This window comes from Mariniflexile sp. TRM1-10 (assembly GCF_003425985.1).
Taxonomy (GTDB): domain Bacteria; phylum Bacteroidota; class Bacteroidia; order Flavobacteriales; family Flavobacteriaceae; genus Mariniflexile.
In genome coordinates, this window is record NZ_CP022985.1 from 2684594 (window position 1) to 2708215 (window position 23622).

Annotated in this window: 16 protein-coding genes; 10 read left to right on the forward strand and 6 right to left on the reverse strand. The window is 35.1% G+C overall.

Annotated elements, in window-relative coordinates; genetic code table 11:
- Window positions 1-13 precede the first annotated feature (13 nt).
- Genes gatB/aspS through CJ739_RS11400 form a run of 3 tightly spaced genes read right to left on the reverse strand, consistent with a single transcriptional unit; the run spans window position 14 to window position 5036 of the window.
- Entirely contained in the window at window positions 14-3364 is a 3351-nt protein-coding gene (gene gatB/aspS / locus CJ739_RS11390; RefSeq protein WP_117175383.1) for a bifunctional amidotransferase subunit GatB/aspartate--tRNA ligase AspS, read from the reverse strand.
- Window positions 3364-4764, reverse strand: coding sequence for an amidase family protein (locus CJ739_RS11395; protein ID WP_117175385.1), 1401 nt, complete (start codon window positions 4762-4764; stop codon window positions 3364-3366). The genes gatB/aspS and CJ739_RS11395 overlap by 1 nt, the downstream gene beginning before the upstream one ends.
- Before the next feature lie 2 nt (window positions 4765-4766).
- On the reverse strand, window positions 4767-5036 hold the full coding sequence (locus CJ739_RS11400; protein ID WP_205419357.1) for an Asp-tRNA(Asn)/Glu-tRNA(Gln) amidotransferase subunit GatC: 270 nt from the start codon (window positions 5034-5036) through the stop codon (window positions 4767-4769).
- A 713-nt stretch (window positions 5037-5749) separates the two neighbouring features.
- Here CJ739_RS11400 and gyrB point away from each other — a divergent pair.
- Complete coding sequence (gyrB, locus tag CJ739_RS11405; protein ID WP_117175387.1) at window positions 5750-7690, forward strand: DNA topoisomerase (ATP-hydrolyzing) subunit B; 1941 nt, start codon at window positions 5750-5752, stop codon at window positions 7688-7690.
- Window positions 7691-7963: 273 nt separating this feature from the next.
- Here the strand turns inward: gyrB and CJ739_RS11410 are convergent, their stop codons facing one another.
- From CJ739_RS11410 to CJ739_RS11420, 3 genes are all read right to left on the reverse strand, one after another.
- Window positions 7964-8542 (reverse strand): porin family protein, encoded by a 579-nt coding sequence (locus CJ739_RS11410; RefSeq protein WP_117175389.1) that lies wholly within the window; start codon window positions 8540-8542, stop codon window positions 7964-7966.
- 153 nt (window positions 8543-8695) lie between these two features.
- Window positions 8696-9466 (reverse strand): zinc metalloprotease, encoded by a 771-nt coding sequence (locus CJ739_RS11415; RefSeq protein WP_117175391.1) that lies wholly within the window; start codon window positions 9464-9466, stop codon window positions 8696-8698.
- A 199-nt stretch (window positions 9467-9665) separates the two neighbouring features.
- Entirely contained in the window at window positions 9666-10718 is a 1053-nt protein-coding gene (locus tag CJ739_RS11420; protein ID WP_117178924.1) for a hypothetical protein, read from the reverse strand.
- Between the two features lie 306 nt (window positions 10719-11024).
- Between CJ739_RS11420 and CJ739_RS11425 the strand changes: the two genes are divergently transcribed.
- The 9 genes from CJ739_RS11425 (at window position 11025) to CJ739_RS11465 (ending at window position 23518) form a co-directional block, all read left to right on the forward strand.
- The gene (locus CJ739_RS11425; RefSeq protein ID WP_117175393.1) at window positions 11025-11534 is read left to right on the forward strand and encodes an RNA polymerase sigma factor; all 510 of its coding nucleotides are present in this window, start codon (window positions 11025-11027) and stop codon (window positions 11532-11534) included.
- 57 nt (window positions 11535-11591) lie between these two features.
- Window positions 11592-12503 carry a FecR family protein gene (locus CJ739_RS11430; protein ID WP_117175395.1) on the forward strand — a complete coding sequence of 304 codons (912 nt, stop codon included), beginning with the start codon at window positions 11592-11594 and terminating at the stop codon, window positions 12501-12503.
- Window positions 12493-15060: a TonB-dependent receptor gene (locus tag CJ739_RS11435; RefSeq protein WP_117175397.1), complete on the forward strand. Its 2568-nt coding sequence runs from the start codon at window positions 12493-12495 to the stop codon at window positions 15058-15060. Before CJ739_RS11430 ends, CJ739_RS11435 begins: the two co-directional genes overlap by 11 nt.
- Before the next feature lie 92 nt (window positions 15061-15152).
- Complete coding sequence (locus tag CJ739_RS11440) at window positions 15153-16187, forward strand: DUF6588 family protein (protein WP_117178926.1); 1035 nt, start codon at window positions 15153-15155, stop codon at window positions 16185-16187.
- Window positions 16188-16663: 476 nt separating this feature from the next.
- Window positions 16664-17584: a malate dehydrogenase gene (mdh, locus tag CJ739_RS11445; protein WP_117175399.1), complete on the forward strand. Its 921-nt coding sequence runs from the start codon at window positions 16664-16666 to the stop codon at window positions 17582-17584.
- 181 nt (window positions 17585-17765) lie between these two features.
- Window positions 17766-18383 (forward strand): hypothetical protein, encoded by a 618-nt coding sequence (locus tag CJ739_RS11450; protein ID WP_117175401.1) that lies wholly within the window; start codon window positions 17766-17768, stop codon window positions 18381-18383.
- 170 nt (window positions 18384-18553) lie between these two features.
- A complete protein-coding gene (gene secDF, locus CJ739_RS11455; protein WP_117175403.1) occupies window positions 18554-21541 on the forward strand; it encodes a protein translocase subunit SecDF in 2988 nt (995 codons plus the stop codon).
- Between the two features lie 166 nt (window positions 21542-21707).
- Window positions 21708-23003 (forward strand): phosphoribosylamine--glycine ligase, encoded by a 1296-nt coding sequence (locus tag CJ739_RS11460; RefSeq protein WP_236951493.1) that lies wholly within the window; start codon window positions 21708-21710, stop codon window positions 23001-23003.
- Between the two features lie 68 nt (window positions 23004-23071).
- Window positions 23072-23518, forward strand: a complete 447-nt coding sequence (locus CJ739_RS11465) for a GNAT family N-acetyltransferase (RefSeq protein WP_117175405.1) — start codon at window positions 23072-23074, stop codon at window positions 23516-23518.
- Window positions 23519-23622 lie beyond the last annotated feature (104 nt).

Here is a 23622-nt window from a genome sequence, read left to right on the forward strand (position 1 = left end):
ATCGTCTTTTATCTTATTTCTTAATAACCCTAACATTCATTTCCTCAATCTTTTTATCAGAAAGTATAGAAGGCGCGCCAAATAATAAATCCTCACTGGTGCCTGTTTTTGGGAATGCCATCACTTCACGAATCGATGCTTTTTTCTCTAAAATCATCATCAAACGGTCTACACCCCAAGCAATACCACCATGTGGAGGTGCTCCATAATGGAAGGCTTTATACATGGTGCCAACGCTTTTTAGCATCTCCTCTTTGCTGTAGCCCATGTTTTTATAAGTAGCTTCCAAAATTTCCGGTTTGTGGGCACGTACCGAACCACCACCAATTTCGTAACCATTCAATATCAAATCGTATTGTTGGGCAATGATGCTTCCTATTTCTTCCTCTTTGCCATTCATGTGTTTATCGATATCATAAACTGCTGGCATCGAGAAAGGGTTGTGGGTAAAGGTCCAACGACCTTCATCCGTTTTTTCAAACATAGGGAAATCAATCACCCAAGCCGGACGTAATTCTTTCGCATTAATTAAATGCAACATCTTACCAAGTTCCTGACGAACCGCATCCAGAGCTTTATTTGCTGTGGCATAATCGGCAGCCGAGAAAAACACAATATCACCCACCTGAGCGTTGGTTGCTTTTATAATACCTGCAGCAATATCTTCACCTAAAAATTTAATAATTGGCGATTGTAAATCGGTTTCATTTACAATGATATAAGCCAAACCACCCAAACCGTGCTGTTGTGCAATGCCTGTTAATTTTTCAATTTGCCCTTTCGATAAACGCTTGTTGCCTTGTTCTTCAGCAGAGACCTTAATACATTTTACAATACCGCCTTCTTCAATAGGCTTGCTGAATACTTGGAAGGTCGTATCTTTTACAATGTCTGTAATGGTTTGAAGTTTTAAGCCAAAACGCAAATCGGGTCTGTCGCAACCATAAAAATCCATGGCATCTTGGTAGGTAATCACTTCAAACGGACGTAAAATCCATTTGTTGCCATATATTTTCGTCACCACTTCATTAAACATTTTGGTGTTTAAATCGATGATTTGCTGCATGCTGGCATACGCCAATTCCATGTCCAATTGGGTGAATTCCGGTTGGCGGTCACCACGGGAATCTTCATCCCTAAAGCAGCGTGCAATTTGGAAATACTTTTCGTAACCACTCACCATCAACATTTGTTTAAACTGCTGGGGTGCTTGTGGCAAGGTATAAAATGCCCCGGATTGCTTACGTGTTGGTACAATAAATTCGCGAGCCCCTTCATCGGTTCCTGCACTTAAAATAGGGGTTTCAATTTCCAAGAAATGCTCCTCATCTAAAATATCACGCAGTAATTTGATAACCTTATGACGGTTGACAATAACGCGACGCACATCATCATTTCTGTGGTCTAAAAACTTATATTGAAAACGAGTGTTTTCATTGGTCTTTGTCGCACGTTTTATTTCAAAAGGCAGCGTTCTCGATAGGTTTAAAATATCGAGTTCGTAAGCTTCCATTTCTATGGTTCCGGTTCTTAAGGCAGCATTATAGTCATCTTCCTTACGTTGCACGATGGTTCCGGTAACAGTAATAACCGATTCTGGTTTTAACTTCACCAGTTCATCCAAATTAGGGAACGATTCCCTACTTAAGCGTACTTGGAAAACTTCGGTACTAGAATCCCGTAAATCTATAAATATCAATTCACCATGATCGCGAACACTGGAAACCCAACCTGAAAAGGTTACTTTCTCGGAAATATTAGTTTCAGAAATAGCAGTGATTACATGCGTTCGGTATTCCTCTTTTATGACGATGGGAATTTGAGGTAGAATTTCTTCTTTGGTTGTTGGTTGTTGGTTGGTTGTTGTTTGTTGTGGAGTTGTTTGTTGTTGAGTTGTACTTCCGTCATCGGTCATCGGTCTTCGGTCATCTCCAGCAAGCATCTTCAAAATACCTTCACGCACTACTTTTCCAGACGCGCCTTTACCAATAATTTCAATCACTTTTCCAACTAAAATACCCGATTTCCCTTGGTTTCCGGCTTTAATGTCATTGGCTATGGCTTCATTTTCTGAAATGACTTTGGCAATGGCATCCTGGATTTTTTCTTCGGAAATACTGTTGTCTTCAAAATAGGTTTTATAATCAAAATGAGCGTCAGCCAACAACGATTTTATGGCATTTTGAACCAATACAACCGTTATTTTTTCCTCTTTAAATAATTTGAAAACAGCAATAAAATCTTGAATGTTTTCAATTTGTGAATACGCTTCAGGTTTTATGTTGTTTGACAAGGTTTTAGCAACAAACGAGGCGTCATTCAATTCATTATTAATAGCCACGAAGGTTTCGGAACGTAACGAGTCTGCCGTAAAGAATTTAGCATCCTGTGGCAATACGCCGCCATTTATCAAAATGGATTCCACAGCAAAGGGAAGCGTTTTGGTATCCACGTGAATGGCTTCAACGGCACTTTTAATATTTACAAACGGCAAATCGGGTTCAGAAATGAAACGGTAATCAGCTTCAAATTCCTTTTTACGCATGGTTTTGGTTTGCTTTAAGTCGGCATCCCACAAAACCGTGGTTTGGTCAGGTCTGAATTCTTTGTGCTCAATATAATAGTTGAATTGTTTTTCAACTTCCTCCTTTAAAGCATCGACCATAAACTTAAACGAATTTAAGTTTTTAATTTCGGTACGTGGGTTTAAAGCGTAACTGTGTTTTTTGCGAAGTGATACCGAAACATCCGATTTAAACTCACCTTTTTCAAGATTGGCTTCACTTATTTTTAAATTTTGAACAATACGTTGAATGTATTGGGCATAAATGGAAGCATCTTCGATATGGCGAATACAAGGTTCGGTAACAATTTCAATAAGTGGTACGCCAGCTTTGTTAAAATCGACTAACGATACGGTTTTTTCGTGCATCAATTTGGCAGCATCTTCCTCAATATGAACTTGGGTTAAATTGACCGTAAACTGGCTGCCATCATTTCTAAAACAGGACACTTGCCCGTCTGGAATAATCGGGTTGTGAAACTGTGTGATTTGAATATTCTTTGGGTTGTCCGGATATTCATAATGCTTTCTATCCCAAGAAATCACTTCATTTTCAAAAGATGATTTTACTGCTTTTCCAAAATAAATAGCTTTGGTAATCGCTTCTTTATTGATGGCAGGCAAAACGCCCATTTGCCCCGTACAAACAGAACAGATGTTTTGGTTTGGGGTGTCTATTTCTTGATTCGGACAAGAACAGAACAACTTGGTTTTTGTGTTTAGTCGAACGTGTGTTTCCAGTCCGATAACTAATTCTAACTCGTGGGCTTTTAATGCCGCGTCTAATTGCTCCAATTCCATTATATCGTGTCTTTTAAGAAGTTAGCAAACTTCAAAACAAGTTCGTCATTATTTTTTGCTGCCGTTATTTGCAAGCCAGTTTCCGTGCCTTGTGGTACAGTTAAGGTTGGTAATTGCCCTAAACTAAACCCAACGGTGTAAGCATCGCTTAAATACATGGCAAGCGGATCTTTTAAACTATCACCAATTTTTGGTGGTGTGCTTGGTGTTACAGGCGATATGATGATATCGACTTCCTTAAAATCATTTTCAAAATTTTCGGAAATAGCATCGCGTAAAGCCAATCCTTTTAAATAAATTTCATCTGAAAATCCTTGAGACAATACTTGGTTGCCACCAACAATACGGCGTTTTGTTTCTTCTGAAAAGTTTTCAGAACGTGTAATGGCATACGATTCCTTTAGGTTTTTATCCTCAATACGATGGCCGTAATTGCTGCCATCCAATCGTGATAAGTTAGAAGCCGTTTCGGCCATTGCCAAGGTGTAATAAGTCGAAACTAAAATATCGGATTTAAAGAAATCAAGTTCCTTAACAACAATACCTTTGGCTTTTATTTTTTCTATAGCATCTAAAAAATCAGCTTTGATTTTAGAATCAATCGCTTCATTTTCAATAAAGTTCTTGAAATAGCCAACGGTTTTAATGCCTTCAGCATTTGAAATGGTTTCTTTTGTAATTTCCGAGGAAGCGTAAGTGGTTTGGTCTTTAACGTCTTTGCCACTCATCACGTTCAATACGATACGGATATCCTCAACCGATTTGGCGATAGGGCCCACACAATCTGTTGATGATGCATACGCCATCAAACCGTAACGCGAAATACGCCCGTAAGTCGGTTTTAAACCATACACATGGTTGTAGCCTGCAGGTTGACGCACCGAACCTCCGGTGTCGCCACCAATGGAAAATACAGTGTAATCTTTAGCGACATTCACAGCGGATCCACCACTGGAACCACCACCCACCAAATTGGGGTTGATAGCGTTTTTCACAGCACCGAAAATGGTATTTTCACTCGAAGAGCCATGACCAAAACTATCACAATTCTCTTTGACAATAGGAATCGCACCAGCATCCAATAATTTTTGAATGGCTGTTGCTGTGTAAGCCGATTTATAATTTTTTAATAACTGAGAGCTCGCCGTTGTGTAAGTGCCTTGCAGCATATACACGTCTTTAATCCCAAAAGGAATGCCCTCCAATAGACCAATAGGTTCTCCGTTTGCTATTTTGGTATCTACTTTAGTAGCTAATTCTAATGCTAAAGAATCTAACAAAGTGTTAACGGTGTTGTTGGTGTTGGCCTTTAGTAGATCTAATTTTTCTTGGATTAACGCTGTGCAAGAAATTTCCTTATTCATCAATTGCTGATGAAGTTGTTTTATTTGAGAGTCCATAATTATTCTTCTATAACTTTAGAAACTACCAAATAGCCATTCTTTTTTTTGGGGAAGTTTTCGATAATGATTTGTTTCTCAATGGCAGAACTTTCAATCACGACATCGTCTCTTAAATCGTTTAACGACACGGCATTATTATGATTATTATTAAAAGAGTTATTATTTGTAGGTTGTGCATTTTTAATCACATCAAATAATTTGTTCACCGCCTCGCTGGGCTGTGCTCCTTTAATACTCGACAATATGTCGACTGTCATAATTTTACTCATGTCTTACCTTTTTTAGATTAAAAAAAGCCTTCCGTATTTGGAAGGCTTTATATATTTTCAAACAATAACCTTCCGACCCTAAAAATTAGGATTATTGAAATTATTATTGTTATTAATTGTCATTATATGGTTTTTTACACACCAAATATATACAGAAATAATATATCAAGCACTATTTTTTCTTATATCCTATTTTATATTGTCAAATTAGTAAAAAAAATGAGGATAAATTGAAAGTTCCTTAAATATATCTGAGTTTAATTAATACTTAAGAGACTGTTTGAATTTTGTTGGGAAATTATTAAAGGGTCAATAAAAAACACTTTTTTAATTTAAAGAATTCCTCGGGGCTTGTTTCGCAGTTCGGTTTGCTCGTGCCCGCTTTAATCTCTCCTCAAGGAGAGGTCAAAACTGCCCAAAAGGCAGTTCCGGGTAAGGTGAAATAAAGTCAAAATACATATCGAAATTTAGGTTTTAAGCCGCTTTTGGTTTTTTGGTTTGTTTGAAGAGGGCGAAATCAGCTAAAATCGATTTTAAGGCACTTTTTAGACGATTTAAGACACTTTTAAGTAATTAACAAATGTTGATAATTTCAATTTATAATCGATAAAAAACTTTAAAAAAGCAGTGTGGTTTTGTATATTTGTAAGTATCCTGAAATGATGCGCAAGTGTCATTTTTTTTATGAATTTTAATTAAAAAGATAACAATAAATGAAGGAAGAATTTAATAAGCACAATTATTCAGCAGACAGTATTCAGGCGTTAGAAGGCATGGAGCATGTACGTATGCGTCCGTCTATGTACATTGGAGATGTTGGTACAAGAGGACTGCACCATTTAGTTTATGAGGTTGTTGATAATTCGATTGATGAAGCACTCGCTGGGCATTGTAATAATATTACGGTAATAATTAATGAAGATAATTCGATAACCACCGAAGATGATGGTCGTGGTATCCCCGTAGATTTACATAAAAAAGAAGGTGTTTCGGCTCTAGAGGTTGTTATGACTAAAATTGGAGCAGGAGGTAAGTTTGATAAAGATTCCTATAAAGTATCTGGTGGTTTGCATGGCGTAGGGGTGAGTTGTGTGAATGCTTTGTCTGAACATTTACGAGCTACAGTTTACAGAGACGGAAAAATTTACGAGCAAGAATACGAGCGTGGTAAAGCCATGTATCCTGTTAAACAAATTGGTGAAACCGATAAAAGAGGAACGACCGTTACTTTTAAGCCTGACGGAACTATTTTTACACAAACCCTAGAGTATAGTTATGATACTTTAGCGAGTAGAATGCGTGAGTTGGCTTATTTAAATAAAGGTATTACCATTCATTTAGTTGATAAAAGAGCGACTAAAGAAGATGGTTCTTTTGAAGGAGAAACGTTTTATTCTGAAGAAGGTTTAAAAGAGTTTATCAAGTTTTTAGATGGCAATAGAGAGCCTTTAATGAAAGACGTTATTGCGTTTGAAGGCGAGAAAAACGGGGTTCCTGTTGAAGTTGCGATGGTTTATAACACCTCGTATGCCGAAAACTTGCACTCGTATGTAAACAATATTAATACACATGAAGGTGGGACGCATTTGTCTGGATTCCGCCGTGGGTTAACGATGACTTTAAAGAAGTATGCAGACGAATCTGGCTTACTTAAAAATTTAAAATTCGAAATTGCCGGTGATGATTTCCGTGAAGGTTTGACCGCCATCATTTCGGTAAAAGTTCAAGAACCACAATTTGAAGGACAAACCAAAACCAAATTAGGAAACCGAGAAGTGTCTGCTTCGGTAAGTCAGGCCGTTTCTGAAATGCTGACCGATTATTTGGAAGAACATCCAGACGATGCTAAAATCATTGTGCAAAAAGTGATATTGGCGGCACAAGCGCGTCATGCAGCTCAAAAAGCACGTGAGATGGTTCAGCGTAAAACCGTTATGAGTATTGGTGGTTTGCCTGGTAAATTAAGTGACTGTTCGGAACAAGATCCTTCAAAATGTGAAGTATTTCTTGTAGAGGGAGATTCGGCAGGTGGAACTGCAAAACAAGGTCGTGATAGAGCATTTCAAGCAATTCTTCCGCTTCGTGGAAAAATCTTGAATGTTGAAAAAGCCATGGTTCACAAAGTATTTGAAAACGAAGAGATTAAAAACATCTTTACAGCTTTAGGTGTAACCATCGGAACGGAAGAAGATAGTAAAGCACTTAACCTTTCTAAATTGCGTTACCATAAAGTTGTTATTATGTGTGATGCCGATATTGATGGTAGCCATATTGCAACTTTAATATTGACATTCTTCTTTAGATATATGAAAGAATTAATAGAGAACGGTCATATTTATATTGCAACGCCTCCTTTATATTTAGTTAAAAAAGGAAATAAAAAAGCATATGCTTGGAGTGATAAAGAGCGTGATACTATAGCTGAAGAGATGGGAGGCAGTGTAAGCATCCAACGTTATAAAGGTCTTGGAGAAATGAATGCAGAGCAACTTTGGGATACCACTATGAATCCTGAGTTTAGAACCATGCGTTTAGTTCAAATAGATAACGGTACGGAGGCCGATAGAATCTTCTCGATGCTTATGGGTGATGAAGTGCCACCTCGTAGGGATTTTATTGAAAAGAATGCTGTTTATGCTAAAATTGATGCTTAAATCTAAATAATTCCCCGAAGGCTCAGCCTCGGGGTGTCCAATTCACCTCTCCTTTGGAGGAGAGGTCAGAACTGCCCGAAAAGGCAAGTTCTGGGTGAGGTAAAATACAAAATTTCGGTTTTTGACCCTGAGGTCAAAAATGAAACAGGCGAAATACCTCTATGGCTCTGCCTCGAGGATAGTCTGTTTCAAGAAATTTTTTATTAAAATTCTAAATTATATAAAAAAATGCCGTTTCAATGGAAGCGGCATTTTTTTATATCTATCTATTGATTAAAAATCGAACCCAATAGAGAATTGCCAAACACGGTTTTTAGGATTGCCTTCATCGTAAACACTACCTAACCCTAAATGGTATCTAACACCTAAGGACACGCCAGATTCCGTTTTAAAACCAGCGCCAAAGTTCATGCCCCAATCAAAATTTTGTGGGTCGAATTCTTGAGAGGTATCAAATAATCCAAAACTGCTATCAAATTCTTCTTTGTGAGAGACTGCTAATCCTACTTGAGGACCCACTTCTAAAAAGAATGCTTCGTCTGGGTAAAGTTTTAGCATTAATGGCATGTTTACATAGTCTAATTTTTGGGTGAAAGTGCCCCCATTATCTTTTAATTCATAACCCTGTTGAGAGTATAGTAGTTCTACTTGCAGAGCCACGCTTTCCGATAAAAACGATTCGCCATAAAAACCAATATGAAACGAATGTCTTTGTCCGGTTTCGGTTTCACCATCAAAACTTACTGCAGCCAAATTATAACCACCTTTAAGTCCTGCGTTGGATTTTTGTGTTTGTGCATTTGATGTTAATGCGATTGTAAGGATACATACTATTTTGAAAATTGTTTTCATCTGTTTGTTTTTAGAGTTATAAGGTTATGAAGTTATAAGGTTATGAAGTTATAAGGTTATGGGGTTATGAGGTTATGAGGTTTCAAAGTTTCTTGGCTCTTGGCTCTTGAATCCATAATCCATAATCTATAATCCATCAATTATAAATTTATTTTATTTACCACCATTCGCCTGTAAATCGGCAATGCATTGGGCATCTAACTCAGGTGCGGAATTTGCACCAATTAAATTATCTAAACCAGCGCCGCTTTCGACAGACCAGTGCATTAAGCAGCTTTCAACATTACAATGCTTAGCGTGTTCGGTGTCTTCATGATTGTCTACCATGTTTGCCCCTAAATTGGTGAGCCCTAAAATATGACCAAATTCATGGGAGATTACAGTTGTTTCTAAAATAGTTCGGTTGGGTTCAAATGGGCTATTACTTAAATCTTGAATAGTTTCTTCATAAATTACAAATGACGTGTTTCTATAGGCCGTTCCTAAAACCATGCCCGAATCGGTATTGTTTGCAGATTCGCCATCTGCAAAAAAGGCCCAAACGGCTATTTGACTGCTTGTGTTGTATTTAGTACGGTTAGCATCTTCTATGGTAATGATTTCTTGATTTGTGTATGGGGCGTTTCCGGGAGAAGCAATGGCTCTTTTTTCAACAGTAATGCCATGAGGTTTAAACGTTCTTGTTTCTAAAAAACTAACAAAGTTATTGATGCTGCTTTGGGTGGGTTCAAAACCTTCAACATAAACCAATTCAATGACCATACTTTTAAAAGTAGTATCTGATAGTAAATCGTTTGAAGAGCTTCCCGTGTTTTTTTGATTAGCTAATTTAGTGTTGGTTGCGTTTTCGTTATCAGCGGTGTCTTCTTTTGAACAAGAAACCAAAAAGCCAAAAACCAATAGCAATGTTATTATTTTTTTCATTTGTTTTTTTTAAGTTGCAAAGTTGCAAAGTTGCAAAGTTGCAAAGTTTAAAAGTTTCTAAGTTTTAAAGTTTCTTGCTTCTCTTTTCTTTTCTCTCTTCTTTTTTTCTTTTTTCTCTTTTTAAAATAAGCAGCTGTCAGTTTCCCGACAGCTGCTTCACCATAAACACTATGGCAACCAACCAAAAATCAAGTAGGTACTAAATTTGGGACAAAACCAATGTTACTGCAGCATTTGTCGTGCTTTTTAATGAAATGGATGTGTTACTAAAACTGGTTACTTCCCATGTGTTATTTAATAAACTAAATGTGGCATTACCTGTAAAAGTCAGGTCTAAATACACTTCAGTTTCAGAGGCTACTTCATAGGTACCTTCTATATCATTTGCTAGTGCATTCACTTTATCTTCTGCTACACACGATAAATCGTTTGCGAAATCTATAGCGTAATTAGCGTAGTCGGAAGTTTTGTCGATGCCAGCATTTACAAATGATTGTACTTTAAAGCTTCCTTCAACTAAAATAGTTTCTAAGTTATTTGCTTGGTCTTCTGCTTCATCTTCAGCATCTTCAATACCTAAACAATCTTCAATGCTAGCTTGTAAATCTAAATCGCTAGTTAGTGTTACCGTTGTGCTATCTGATAAAGTAGCGGTAATAGGATAGTTTATTGCAAATAATTCTGTGTTGTCCATATCATTCATATACGCATATAATTGTTGTTCGGTTTCAATAACCACACTTCCGGTTTGCTCCAAACTTAAACTATAGGTTAAAATTGTTATGGGGAAATTGATGTCTAAACAAGAAATAGCATCTTCTCCGGCAGCTTCAGCAGTTTCACAGGCATCAATAATAGCATCGTATTCTCCTTGATTTGTAACAACCACTTCGGTGTAATTACTTAATCGCACACTAAAAGGGAATTCCAGTGTCACGGTGTCATCATCATTAATAAGCTCACCTAAAATATTTAAAACAATTTGATAATCAGATTGACTTATAATGCTCACTTCGGTGCCATTTACCGTTGCAACAACAGGTAATAATATAGATGAACAAGATGCGCCATCTAAAAAGTCGTCAAAACTTCCATCATACATAGAACTACGCTCTAGGTTGCTCGCAGTTTCAGAATTTGAATTATTGGTGTTTGGGTTTTGCCCATTCTCACTATCAATTTCATCTTGACATGATGTAAAAGTTAATAAGGCTGTTAAAGCTAAACTTGTAATAAATCTTAAATTTTTCATGATAATAATTTTTTTGGGTTTTAATATTTTCTTTTTCATAGCGATCTTTTCGCCTTTGTTTTAGTAAGACAACTACATTTTATTTTACCCTACCATATTTTAAACGTCATTTTTAAATTTAGGTATACCATAGCTAAAATATATAAAGTTAAAATTACGATTATAGTGTTTTTTACTATTTTATAAATGGAATCTTGTTTCACAATTATTAACCTATGTTATCTTACATCATTAAGACAACTTAAACTATTTTTACCCTACTTTTGTAGAAATCTTTATTTTTAAAGCCTCAAAAAACCTATATAAATGGATGAGAATAAACTTTGTGAAGAAACTTATTTTAATACTTTTTATTTAGAGCATGTGCAATCGGCAAGTAATTTTGCCTATTATAAATGTGGTGATAAAGATGGTGCTTTGGATTTTGTGCAGGATGCCTTTTCTAAAATTTGGGAAAATTGTTCTAAAATAGATTTCACAAAAGCTAAGACCTATTTATTTACTACCATTAATAATTTGTTTTTAAACACGGTTAAACATAATAAGGTCGTTTTGGAATATGCCAAAGCAGCACCTTATTTAGATAAAACAAACGAAAGCCCTGAATATATTTTTGAAGAAGAAGAATTTAAAAAGAAGTTACAAGATGCCATCTCATTATTAACTGAATCGCAACGCGAAGTGTTTTTATTAAATAGAATAGAAGGTAAGAAATATAGGGAAATTGCTGATTTATTAGATGTTTCCCAGAAAGCTGTAGAGAAAAGAATGTCTGGAGCTTTAAAAATATTGCGAGAACATATTGAAAATATTTAACAACGGCGGGGTAGGGTAAAAATAGTATAAGTTGTCTTGTATTTGAAGCGTAAAGAAATGGAAAACGAAAATAACATATTAAAGTGGTTTGATAACGAGCTTAGCAAGGAGCAAATTCAAGATTTAAAACAATCTGAAAATGTTGAAACCCTTGAGAAAATAGCTTTTTATGCCAAACAAATGCAAGTGCCTCAGGTAGATGCGCAAAAAGCATTGGCAGCTTTTAAAGAAAGAAAGCTTGCTAAAAAAGAGCCTAAAGTAATTCCTCTTAATTTTAGAGCTTTTTTAAGAATAGCTGCTGTGTTGGTGGTGATGCTTGCATCGTCTTACTTCCTGTTTTTTAATAATAATGTGTCTTTTGAAACCCAAATTGCACAAAATGAAACTTTAACGTTACCCGATAATTCCGAAGTCATTTTAAATGCCGCATCAAAATTAAAATACAACAAAAAAACTTGGAAAGATAAACGAAACCTGGAGTTAGATGGTGAAGCCTTTTTTAAAGTAAGTAAAGGAAAAAAGTTTACCGTAACAACCGATATAGGAACGGTTCAGGTTTTAGGTACCCAGTTTAATGTAAAGGAACGTGACAATTATTTTGAAGTGCAATGTTATGAAGGCTTGGTGAGTGTTACTTTTAAAGACGAAACGGTAAAACTTCCTAAAGGAAAAACGTTTAGGGTTCTAAATGGAAGTATTCAGGAAGTGAATGATTTTAACGCGGAAAACCCCTCTTGGATGCAAGCTGAGACCAGTTTTGAAAAGATTCCATTAAGTCAAGTAATAGCCGAATTTGAAAGACAGTATGATCTAAATGTGTCTTTAAAAGAAGTGGATGCTTCTCAATTATTCACAGGTACTTTTACCCATAAAGACAAAAATATAGCATTGCAATCAATCACTATTCCTTTAAAACTAAGTTATCGAATAGAAGGTAATCAAGTAACGGTGTACAAATATGAAAAATAATAAATGTATTATTTACATAGTTCTATTTGTCGTTAATTTCTGTTTTGCCCAAAATAATTCAAACAAAAAACCGCTTACGGAAATAATAGAGGCAATAGAACAAAAATTTGATGTCAAGTTTTCGTATGCTTTTGATGATGTTGTTCATGTGTTTGTTGAGCAGCCAGCACCTGAGTTTGACCTGCAAGAAACCATAGCATATCTTAATTCTAAAACCTTATTAAATTTTAAAACTTTAGATAACAGGTATATTACCGTATCTGTTATAGAAAAAACCATTTCTATCTGTGGTTTTGTGTTTGCTTCAGAAGAAAAAGAAGCATTATTTGGAGCTTCCGTAGCCATTAATAATACTAATAAAGGCGTAATTACTAATGAAGGTGGCAACTTTCAGTTGGATGAAGTGCCTCTAAATGCCATTATTACTATTTCGTATCTCGGGTATAAAAGTCAAGAATTAAATGCAAAACAATTCTTTTCAGAAGCCAATAATTGCAAACAAATTCTTTTAGTTGAAAATAAAGAAGAATTAAACCAAGTCCTTATAACCAAGTTCTTAACCACAGGTTTTCAAAAGCTATTGGATGGAAGTACGGTTTTAAATACAAAAGCATTTGGGATTTTACCAGGTTTAACAGATCCCGATATTTTGCAATCCATACAGGTGCTTCCAGGAGTTGAAAGTGCCGATGAGAGTATTGCTAATATTAATGTGAGAGGTGGTACTAACGACCAAAACCTGATGTTTTGGGATGGGATTAAAATGTATCATTCTGGGCATTTTTTTGGGTTGATTTCGGCTTATAACCCCAATCTTACCAATAAGGTTATTGTAACTAAAAACGGTACAAGTAGTGAGTTTAGTGATGGTGTGTCAAGCACTATCAACATGTTTACTAAAAACGAGTTAACGGGTAAATTTTCCGGTGGGGCAGGTGCGAACTTAATAAGTGCCGATGCTTTTTTAGAAATCCCTATTACCAGAAAAATAGAACTTCATATTTCTGGTCGAAGATCTATTACAGATGTTTTTGGTACACCAACGTATGATAATTATTTTGATAGAAGTTTTCAGGATAGTGATATAAAAACCAACGACGAGCCTATAGAAAACCAAACCACAACATCAGATTTTGTGTTTTATGATTACACGGCTAAAGTGTTATTCGATTTAAACGACCATCATAAATTTAGAGCTAATGTTATTGGTATTGATAATAACTTAGATTATTATGAGCGTATCACCAACAGTAGTGAAACCGAATCTAAGTCAAGCAATTTAGCTCAAAAAAACATGGGATTTGGCGGTCATTGGATGGCTAATTGGAGTCCTAAATTAAGGACCCATTTTACTACGTATTATTCAAAATACAATGTAGATGCCAATGATTATAGAATTGAATCGGACCAGTTGCTCACCCAGAAAAACGAAGTATTGGAAACTGGTTTTAAGCTTAACACTTATTACAAACTAACTGATTTTTTAACCCTTTTAAACGGTTATCAATTTAATGAAACAGGGATACTAAATAATACATCGGTATCAAGTCCCTCATACGATAAAACTAAAAAAGATGTATTGTTAAATCATGCCTTGTATACACAAGCGGAGTATAAACGAGCTGGTACTTTTTTTAGAATTGGAGTGAGGGCCAATTATTTTCAGAAATTTAAAAAGTTATTAATAGAACCTAGATTGAATCTAAGGCAAAAGTTATCAAATCAATTAGCTGTAAAATTAGAGGGCGAATTTAAAAACCAATCGGCAACACAAATAATTGATTTCCAAGATGATTTTTTAGGCGTTGAAAACAGGCGATGGATTTTGGCCAACGAGAAAAATTCATCTGATCCAAACGATAGAAATATACCGATTTCAGAAAGCAAACAAGGATCTTTTGGGCTTGAGTTCAATCAAAATAATTTAAGCATGGATGTTACTGGGTTTTATAAAACGGTTGAAGGTATTACGGCAAGCAATCAAGGGTTTTATAATAACTTTCAATACATCAATGCCATTGGTGATTATACCGTGAAAGGTCTGGAATTTTTAGCTAATAAAACAACCAATAATTTTAGTACATGGGTAAGTTATACGTATTCAATTAATGACTATAAGTTTGAAACTTTCACGCCATCGGTATTTCCAAACAATGTAGATATTAGACATTCCATTTCCTTAGGATTTAACTATGATATTTTGGAAAACTTAAAAATATCGGTTGGAGGTGTTTGGCGTTCTGGACGACCCTATACATCGCCAGTAGAAGGTAATGAAACTGTTCAATCAGGAAATACGACCTATGTAAACTACGATACACCCAATAGCAAAAACCTTGATGAGTTTAAACGATTGGATGCGTCTTTAAGTTATAAGTTTAATATTTACCAATCAACTAATGCCTCTTTAAAGATTGGTGTAATTAATATCACTGATACTAAAAACATAATAAATCGTTATTATAAAGTAAACCCAAACGATTCTAATGCTACCATTCAAATAAATAATGCTTCCTTAAGCCTAACCCCGAACGTGAGCTTTAGAGTTAATTTTTAAAACAAAACATCGTTTAAACGCTGTTTTTTTTCGATAAAATGTTTATTTATGTAGTTTTTTATATATATTTGTGTAACTTAAATTTAAAAAGAATGAGAAAAATTTGCCTACTTATATTGTTGTGTCTAGCAACAATTTCTTCAAGAGCTCAAGATATAGATGCACTTTTAGCTGCAGGAGTAAAAAATGCTGAGCGTTTTGCAAACGATTATTTAGCGCCAGGAACCAATGGTTTAATGCACAGTATGAATGCCAACTGGTTTAATACAGCCGATGTAAAGCCATTGGGAGGTTTTGAGATTTCGATTATAGCTAATGCGGCAGCCGTAAAGGATGAGCATAAATCATTTTTAATGAATATAGCAGATTATAACAGTGATCCAGATCAAGATTTTACTGTAGAATTTGCCGATGGGGTCGCTTCAAAAAAAGTAGCTTCAGCATTGGGAGAAAATAATCCTGACATAGATATTATTGTTAGGTATGAAGATGAAATCTTAGGAGAGCAAGAAGAAAGAATAACCTTGCCTAGTGGGATTGGTTCTGCCAGTGCTAATTTGTTGCCTACAGCTTTTATACAAGGAGCGCTAGGGTTAAGCAAAGGGATAGAAATAAAGGCACGATTTGTTCCTAAAATTGATACAGAAGATGTCGCTTTAAGCATGTACGGTGCAGGTTTGCAAGTAGAATTTACTAAATGGTTGCCTGCCGATAAAGTATTACCAGTGGCTGTTTCAGGATTGGTTGCTTATACGCATTTAGATGGCAGTTACGATTTAACGGATTCTTCGGGGATAAACGGTGATAATCAAAGACTTGAAAATGGTACGAACACTTGGTTGTTTCAACTTATAGCTTCAACAAAATTGCCTGTTATTAATTTTTATGGAGGTATTGGTTATATCAAAGGAAAGTCTGAATCCGATTTATTAGGAACATACATTGTTTCCGACGGCCCTTTGTTTTCTCAAACAATTACCGACCCATTCTCTGTTTCAAGTGAAGTGTCTTCAGTTAGAGGTACTCTGGGAACCAAGTTGAAATTAGGGTTTTTTAGATTGAATGCCGAATATCATTTATCTGAATTCAATGCCTTTTCTGTTGGTATAAATTTTGGGTTTAGATAATCCTTAAATTTTCAAGAAAATTTTTAATGAATTCGAATTATATAATTGTTTAGCTTAAGTTATTTTAATAATGATTAGTTAATTAAAAAGTGGAAGATTTAATCTTGCACTTTTTTTATTTAGTGTATTTTAATTCGTAATTTAGCGTGCTTAAAAGCATAAAAATTAACCTTTTGTGGCACGTGAATACATAATTTTCATATTGAACCCGTTTAAACTTTTCATAATTGGCTAAAAAATTGTCCTTTTACACTCGGTTTTTGTCTTTTTCTCTTTCCGTAGCCCTGCTATGCAACTCGAAAAAGCCTTCTGTCGAGCATAGGGCGGAGCGTAAAAAATAACCCTGTGGGTTATTTTAGCGAACGAGCCAGCTGGTGCAGGGTTAAATTTTCGCTTCAATCAAAAAAGTTTAAATGAGTTCATTACAAGAGGAAAAAAATATCACAATTATCTAAAAAATTATTAAAATCTAAAAAATGAAAGTAACAGTAGTAGGTGCAGGAGCAGTAGGCGCAAGTTGTGCAGAGTATATTGCCATTAAAAATTTCGCTTCAGAAGTTGTTTTATTAGACATTAAAGAAGGCTATGCCGAAGGTAAAGCTATGGATTTAATGCAAACAGCTTCATTAAATGGTTTCGATACCAAAATAACGGGTATCACAAACGATTATAGCAAAACAGCAAATAGTGATGTTTGTGTAATAACTTCTGGTATTCCACGTAAACCGGGAATGACACGCGAAGAATTAATTGGTATCAATGCAGGAATTGTTAAAACTGTTTCTTCAAGCTTAATTGAATTTTCTCCAAAAACAATCATTATTGTGGTGAGTAACCCAATGGATACTATGACTTATTTGGTACACAAATCTACCAACTTACCAAAAAACAAAATTATTGGTATGGGTGGTGCTTTAGATTCTGCACGTTTTAAATACAGATTGGCAGAAGCTTTAGGTGGTCCAATTAGCGATGTAGATGGTATGGTGATTGGTGGACATAGTGATACAGGGATGATTCCTTTAACGCGTTTAGCTACTAGAAATGGCGTACCTGTTTCAGAATTTTTAAGTGAAGATAGATTAGACCAAGTAAAAGAAGAAACTAAAGTTGGTGGTGCTACACTTACTAAATTGTTAGGTACTTCTGCATGGTATGCACCGGGAGCTGCTGTATCTGGAATGGTTCATGCGATTGCTTGCGATACTAAAAAAGTATTTCCTTGTTCAACGTTGTTGGAAGGTGAATATGGTTTTAATGATATTTGTCTTGGTGTACCAGTAGTTTTAGGGAAAAATGGTATTGAGGAAATTGTTAATATCGTTTTAAATGATGCTGAAAAAGCAACTATGGTAGAAAGTGCACAAGGAGTAAAAGCTGTTAACGATTTATTGTAGTATATAAATACTTAAAGTGCGCTAAAGTTATAAGTGTACTAAAGTTATGAGTGCCTAAAGTGGAGTGTTAAAACGCTACTTTAGGCATTTTAAGTATTTATAACTTTCAATTTATAAGTTATACTTCAAAATTAAAATATAAAAACTGTCAAATTATAAGCTAAAATCATATATTTGGCGCATGAAGGCAAAATGGTGCATTAGTACTTTAATTTTTATTTTTACTTTATTGGGTGTTGCAAGTCATCAACAAGCTCCTGTACCCAATCAGGAAATTGTATTGCAGTTTGCCCAACTAGAAGGCTCATCAAACCAAGCCAAAAACACGATCGCTATTGTTAAAAAACAATTGCAAATTATAGGTGTTAATAATATTCAAGTAGAAGAGCAAGCAGCAGGAAGCTATAAAATCTCATATTATAGCAATACCGATGTAGCTCACGTAAAAAAAATACTTTCTGAAGAAAAAGAATTAGCGTTAGGTAAAGTCTCCTCTAATGAACATGAGAAACCAGCTAAATCACCTTCTGAAAAGCAAGCTACTGCATACAATTTAGATGTATTTGAAATACAAAAACACGACGCAAACACAGGTTTTGGTGGTAAATGTGCTTTAGAACTAAAATACGATTACAACCGATTCTTTATTCCTATTGTCTCTGTGCCAACACAGGAAATAGCAATGAAAAATATAGAGGATCTTGAGAAAGGAGCCTATAAATTTCAAAAAAATGTTGCACTTGCAATAGATAATACTTCTTATAAAATACCCGAAGTTAGGGCAGGACCGAACTGTTAAGGAATATTCTCCAAAAAATAAACCTCACAGGTTTTTAAAACCTGTGAGGTCTTAAAAAAATATAGTTTTAAACTATATCCATTCACATTTATTATCATAAAAAATAACTGTCAAATTAGCGGTAAATTCTATATTTGCCTGTTTAAAAAATTAGACCCAAAAAAATTACAATGCAAAACAAAGGACTCGTAAAATTATTTGCCGTTTTGTTTGGTTTGGTAAGTATTTACCAATTATCATTCACATTCAAGGCAAATCAAATAGAAAAAACTGCTCAAGAAGTAGCCATTAACAAAATTCCAGAATCTGAGCCAGATTATCGCGCAAAGCGAAGTATCGAAGAAGCGAATTACTTGCAATCTATAGCTACAGATACTGTATTTAATATTGGTATTGCAAAATTCACATACAATGATGTGAAAGAAAAAGCCATGAATTTAGGCCTTGATTTAAAAGGTGGTATTAACGTTATTCTTCAGGTTTCTGTAAAAGACATCTTAAAAGGATTGGCTAATAATACTAAAAATCCTGTATTCAATAAGGCCTTGAATGATGCCGAAACGCTTCAAAAAAATAGTCAAAATACCTATTTAGAAGATTTTTTCATTGCATTTGATAAAATTAAAGGCGACACCAAATTAGCGTCTCCAGATATATTTTATACCAAAGCTTTAGATGGCGAGATTGAAGGAAACATGTCTGACGATGAAGTTAAAAAAGTCATCAGTACAAAAATAGACGAATCTATCGTTTCTGCTTTCGAAGTATTACGTAAACGTATTGATGAGTTTGGTGTAACATCACCAAACATTCAGCGTTTAGGATCTTCTGGTCGTATTTTAGTAGAATTACCAGGTGTTAAAGATATTGAACGTGCTACAAGTTTACTTCAAAGTACAGCGCAATTAGAGTTTTGGGATGCTTATAAAGGTGAGCTATTTTTCGAATTTTTAGCACAAGCTAACGAGGTTTTAAAAGAAACTGCTGAGGTTGAAAAAGACACGCTTGATACGGAACCTCAAGATGAAGAAAATGCAACGGAATCAACGATCGATGCCCTTTTAGGAGAAGCTGCTACCGATTCTACAGCTGTAAAAACAGTTGAGCCACTTATTAGTTTAATTCGTGGTTATGGTTACCAAGGTGGACCAGTTATTGCACGGTTTGAAATTAAGGATAAAGAAAAAGTTCTTAACTATTTAAACTCACCAAAAGTACGTGCGTTACTTCCTGCCGAAATGCGTTATGCCAAATTTGCTTTCGGGAAACCAGAAAAAGATAGCGAAATAGTAGATCTATATGCTTTAGTGGGTAATAGAGATAACATACCACAATTAAGTGGTGCTGTTGTAACAGATGCACGAAACGATTTTAGTCAAACGAATAAGCCAACGGTATCTATGCAAATGAATGCAAAAGGTGCTAAAATTTGGGAAGAAATGACTGGTAAAGCATATGCTCAAGGTAGTCAAATAGCCATTGTTTTGGATAACGTTGTGTATTCTGCCCCAGGTGTAACTACAGGGCCCATTTCTGGTGGAAGTTCAGAAATTTCAGGAAACTTTACATTAAACGAAGCTGTCGATTTAGCCAACGTACTACGTGCGGGTAAATTACCGGCATCTGCAGATATTATTCAAAGTGAAGTTGTAGGGCCATCATTAGGACAGGAAGCTATTGATAGTGGTAGCATGTCTTTCATGATTGCTTTAGTATTAGTATTGGTTTGGATGGTGCTTTATTACGGAAAAGCAGGTGGTTTTGCCGATGTTGCCATGATTTTAAATATCTTATTAATCTTTGGTATTTTATCGGGCTTAGGAGCCGTATTAACCTTGCCAGGTATTGCGGGTATCGTACTTACCATAGGTATGTCGGTGGATGCGAACGTTATTATTTTTGAGCGTATACGTGAGGAAATAGCCAAAGGTAAAGGACAAAAAGAAGCTATTCAAGACGGATTTAGTAATGCGCTTTCATCTATTATAGATGCCAACATAACGACAGGTCTAACCGCTTTAATTTTGTTTATTTTCGGTACTGGCCCAATTAAAGGATTTGCTACGACCTTATTAATTGGTATTGGCACCTCTTTATTTACGGCTATTTTTATTACCAGATTGTTAGTTGATTGGTATGTAAACAAAGGTGGTAAGTTAGAGTTCTCTACACCTCTTACAAAAAATCTATTCAGAAATTTAAGTATCGAATTCTTAAAGAAACGTAAAATTGCTTACATTATTTCTGGTGCATTTATTTTAGTAAGTTTAGGCTCTTTATTTACAAATAGTTTAGATCAAGGTGTTGATTTTGTTGGAGGTAGAACATATCAAGTACGTTTCCCACAAGACGTTAGTGCTTCGGAAATCACCGCTACTTTAGTAGGTGCTTTTGGTAGTGCCGATGCTAAAACATTTGGTGATGCAAATCAGTTAAAAATCACAACTAAATATAAAGTAAATGAATCTGGTTCTGAAGTTGATGAAGCGATCAGAAAAACGCTTTATACCACATTACAACCACATTTGGAAGGTCAGTCTTATGATGATTTTATTAACGAATCTGAAGGTAAGTCAGTTGGTTTAATGAAATACTACAAAGTAAGTCCAACCATTGCTGATGATATTAAGCAAGCATCTTTTTGGGCAATTTTAGGCTCTTTAATTGTAGTGTTCCTTTATATTTTATTGCGTTTCAAGAAATGGCAATTCTCGTTAGGTGCTGTTGCGGCAGTATTCCATGATGTGCTAATTGTGTTAGGTGTGTTCTCATTAACATACAAGTTTATGCCATTCAGTATGGAAATAGACCAAGCATTTATTGCGGCGATATTAACGGTTATTGGTTATTCGTTAAACGATACCGTAATTGTGTTCGATAGAATTAGGGAATATGTAAACGAGCACACTACATGGAATTTCGATAAAATTGTAGATGTGTCGTTAAGCAGTACCTTAGGAAGAACTTTAAATACATCATTGACCACATTGGTAGTATTATTAGCCATCTTTACTTTTGGTGGGGATTCCATAAGAGGCTTTATGTTCGCCTTAATAGTGGGTATTGTAGTAGGTACTTACTCATCGTTATTTATTGCAACACCTTTAATGTACGATACCATAAAAAGAGGTGAAGACAAAAAGAAAGTAAAAGAATAACTTAATAAAATAATTTCTCGAAAAAGCCTATCAGCATTATGTTGGTAGGCTTTTTTTTGTTAGTTTTAAATAAGCCATATTTTGCTTATAATCGTATATACAACAAACAACTAAATTATATACTTTTGGTAAAGATTTTAATCATTCAAAATCATATGTATTTCCTGTGAAAACACAACAACCCTTGAGCAAAAAGTTTCTTTTTGTATCGCGCTGGGGCGAATCTTTAGATATTATAAATACAATTAAATTAGAAGGCCACGATGTTAAAATGTTTATTGAAGACAAGGGCTCTAAAGAAATTGGCTATGGCTTTGTTAACAAAGTAACGCAGTGGAAGAAACACATCGATTGGGCTGATATTATTGTTTTCGATTATACCGGCTATGGTAAAATGGCAAGTGAATTAAGAGCAGCAGGAAAATTGGTGATTGGTGGTACCGAATACACCGATAAGTTAGAGTTGGATAGAAATTTTGGACAGGCTGAATTACAAAAACATAAAATTAAGGTCATTCCGTCTAAAGAGTTTACATCTTTTAACGATGCTATCAAGTATATTGAAGCCAACCCAAATACTTATGTCATTAAGCCTTGTGGCGAAACCCAAGAGCTTAAACAACTCTTGTTTGTAGGGAGTGATGATGAAGGTTTGGATGCCATTCGGGTTTTAAAAGCTTATGAAAAATCATGGGGTAACGATTTTGGGAATTTTCAATTGCAACGAAGGGTAAAAGGTGTTGAAGTATCTATTGCTGCATTTTTTAATGGAAACGAGTTTATTTATCCTATTAACATCACTTTCGAACATAAAAAACTATTCCCAAAAGAACTAGGTGTTTCAACGGGTGAAATGGGAACCAGTATGTTTTGGACCAAAGATTCACCAATTTTTGAAGCCACTTTATTGAAGTTTCAAAGTACACTCGCTAAACATCACTTTATAGGGCATATCGATATTAACTGTATTGTAAACGGTAATGGTATTTATCCGTTAGAGTTTACATCTCGGTTTGGATATCCGCAAATCTTTATTCAACGTGCGGGAATTAACGAACCTATGGGCGAATTATTTTTAAAATTGGCAGCAAAAAAGCAATTCAAAATCAATGTAAAAAAAGGGTTTCAGGTAGGTGCTTTTATTGTTGTGCCGCCGTTTCCGTATGACGACAAAAAAACATTCAACCTATTTTCCAAAGATGCCGTGGTCGTATTTAAGAAAAACGGAAAAGAAGGTGTGCACCCCATGCATTTAAAAAAAGTGAACGATGAATGGTTAATTACAGGTAATACAGGCATTGCCGTTTTAGTTACGGGTGTTGGAAATACCATGAAAGATGCCCAAAAGATGATGTATAATAGAATTAGTAACGTGATCATCAATAACGGGTATTACAGAACTGATATTGGCGATCGTTGGACTGAAGATTCCGATAAACTTTGGTCGTGGGGTTTACTGTAACTGTGTCACCTTGAGCGCAGTCGAAAGGTACTTGTTTTTCATCCAATTCATTTTTAATATATTCATAAATGATTTTTAAAGTCTGTACAGATATTTCCGAATTTTTTAAAATACTGCCCGAGGATTGGCAAGATGGCATCGTGCCTTTTTGGGAACGTTATAAAGAAACCACTAAATGTTATGTGTTTTTAGATAGTAACCAAATCATTGCTGGTGGTTTGGTGTTTTCAACCTGCCCTCCCGATATGTTGTATGCTGAAGCTGAATCGAACACTTGGCTTCATAAAGGCTATCAATATTTAGGTTTTATTTTTGTTATAGAAGAAAGAAGGCAACAAAATTTGGGCTCACTTTGGTTAAGTGAATTAAAAGCGATGCATCCAAAACAAAACTATTGGCTAACTATTGAAGATTTAAAATTAGATGCCTTTTATGTGAAAAACGGTTTTCAACGTAAAAAATGTTTATATAATAATGGGGTAGAAGAAGGGCTTTATGTTTTTGAAGCTACATGATGATTGAACTATTAACAAATACTTGCTATCTAAGTTTTAATTATTGCTTAGTAGTTGTAACTTTGAGATTATAAAATGAGATAGTGAAACTTCCATAATGAGGT

What these genes read in the sequence shown, in the direction of transcription:
- gatB/aspS (WP_117175383.1), bottom strand. Translation starts at nt 3,364, where the DNA reads ATGGAATTGGAGCAATTAGACGCGGCATTAAAAGCCCACGAGTTAGAA.
- CJ739_RS11395 (WP_117175385.1), bottom strand. Translation starts at nt 4,764, where the DNA reads ATGGACTCTCAAATAAAACAACTTCATCAGCAATTGATGAATAAGGAA.
- CJ739_RS11400 (WP_205419357.1), bottom strand. Translation starts at nt 5,036, where the DNA reads ATGAGTAAAATTATGACAGTCGACATATTGTCGAGTATTAAAGGAGCA.
- gyrB (WP_117175387.1), top strand. Translation starts at nt 5,750, where the DNA reads ATGAAGGAAGAATTTAATAAGCACAATTATTCAGCAGACAGTATTCAG.
- CJ739_RS11410 (WP_117175389.1), bottom strand. Translation starts at nt 8,542, where the DNA reads ATGAAAACAATTTTCAAAATAGTATGTATCCTTACAATCGCATTAACA.
- CJ739_RS11415 (WP_117175391.1), bottom strand. Translation starts at nt 9,466, where the DNA reads ATGAAAAAAATAATAACATTGCTATTGGTTTTTGGCTTTTTGGTTTCT.
- CJ739_RS11420 (WP_117178924.1), bottom strand. Translation starts at nt 10,718, where the DNA reads ATGAAAAATTTAAGATTTATTACAAGTTTAGCTTTAACAGCCTTATTA.
- CJ739_RS11425 (WP_117175393.1), top strand. Translation starts at nt 11,025, where the DNA reads ATGGATGAGAATAAACTTTGTGAAGAAACTTATTTTAATACTTTTTAT.
- CJ739_RS11430 (WP_117175395.1), top strand. Translation starts at nt 11,592, where the DNA reads ATGGAAAACGAAAATAACATATTAAAGTGGTTTGATAACGAGCTTAGC.
- CJ739_RS11435 (WP_117175397.1), top strand. Translation starts at nt 12,493, where the DNA reads ATGAAAAATAATAAATGTATTATTTACATAGTTCTATTTGTCGTTAAT.
- CJ739_RS11440 (WP_117178926.1), top strand. Translation starts at nt 15,153, where the DNA reads ATGAGAAAAATTTGCCTACTTATATTGTTGTGTCTAGCAACAATTTCT.
- mdh (WP_117175399.1), top strand. Translation starts at nt 16,664, where the DNA reads ATGAAAGTAACAGTAGTAGGTGCAGGAGCAGTAGGCGCAAGTTGTGCA.
- CJ739_RS11450 (WP_117175401.1), top strand. Translation starts at nt 17,766, where the DNA reads ATGAAGGCAAAATGGTGCATTAGTACTTTAATTTTTATTTTTACTTTA.
- secDF (WP_117175403.1), top strand. Translation starts at nt 18,554, where the DNA reads ATGCAAAACAAAGGACTCGTAAAATTATTTGCCGTTTTGTTTGGTTTG.
- CJ739_RS11465 (WP_117175405.1), top strand. Translation starts at nt 23,072, where the DNA reads ATGATTTTTAAAGTCTGTACAGATATTTCCGAATTTTTTAAAATACTG.